Annotated in this window: 1 protein-coding gene; it reads right to left on the bottom strand. The window is 45.9% G+C overall.

What is annotated here, in order from left to right:
• The coding region (gene ltrA, locus HMPREF9304_RS12095) for a group II intron reverse transcriptase/maturase (RefSeq protein WP_036929558.1) at window positions 1–968 on the bottom strand (968 nt) is incomplete at its 3' end.
• Window positions 969–1,094 lie beyond the last annotated feature (126 nt).

Genomic DNA, 1,094 nt, shown 5'->3' with positions numbered 1-1,094 from the left:
ACATAAAAGGAGTAGCCGAGGTATTTCATTCCTCGCACATACGACACTACGGTCTTTTCCTTGTTGACTTTGAGATATAGAGTATTCTCTATAAATCGGGTTATAGACTCCTTCACTCGCATTGCAGCCCTTTTGGACTTACAGAATATCATCGAGTCATCGGCATAGCGTACAAAGGGAAGCCCTCTGCGTTCGAGTTCTTTGTCCAATTCGTTGAGCATGATGTTACTCAACAACGGACTTAGCGGNCCTCCTTGGGGAGTTCCTTCTTCGCTCGCTTCAAACAATCCTTTGTTCATTACACCGCTTCGAAGATACTTGTGTATAAGACTGACCACTCTGCCGTCTTTTATCGTACGGCTGAGAATTTCTATNAGTTTACTATGGCTCACAGTGTCGAAGAAACGTTCGAGGTCAAGGTCAACTACATAAATGTAGCCTTCGTTGATTATCCTCTGCGCTCCACGAAGTGCGTCATGGCAGCCTCTTCTCGGACGGAAGCCGTAGCTTGTCTTACAGAATTGGTTCTCATAAATAGGAGTCAGTACTTGGTTGATGGCTTGTTGCACCAAGCGGTCTACCACTGTAGGTATGCCCAAAAGGCGCATCTTGCCGTTGTCTTTGGGTATCTCTACCCTCTTGACTGGGTTCGGACGGTAAGAGCCGTCCAGCAAGGAACTCATGAGTTCATCCTTATTGGTCAAGAGCCATGGGAGCAGCTGCTCACACGACATCTTATCGATACCACCACATCCCTTGTTTCTCATCACTGCCTTGTAGGCTCGNTTNAGATTTGCAGGNCTAAGGATTTGCTCNAGGAGGTGTTCCTTGTCAAATGGTACTTCCACGATGTTGTCTTCACACATCCACATGAAGGTCTGCACTCCCCCATACCATTNGGTTTCCGACCTATCTCTTTGGGGACAGCCATTAACTTGGGATAATGTTTTCTGCATTCTTNCCTTCATAAGGTATGTTTCAATTACTATCGNTTAATATATAGGTTCAGCCCTTCATGGAGCGTTATCGAGTACTCCANTACTATGNCNTCTGCTGACTTCTCACGGCAAGCTTTACTCCGCTTCTTTCGTAAA

Origin of the sequence: Hoylesella timonensis S9-PR14 (genome assembly GCF_000762405.1) — a bacterium.
GTDB lineage: Bacteria > Bacteroidota > Bacteroidia > Bacteroidales > Bacteroidaceae > Prevotella > Prevotella timonensis_A.
The sequence above is the reverse complement of the archived record's forward strand: the minus strand, read 5'-3'. Positions and strand labels throughout refer to the sequence as shown.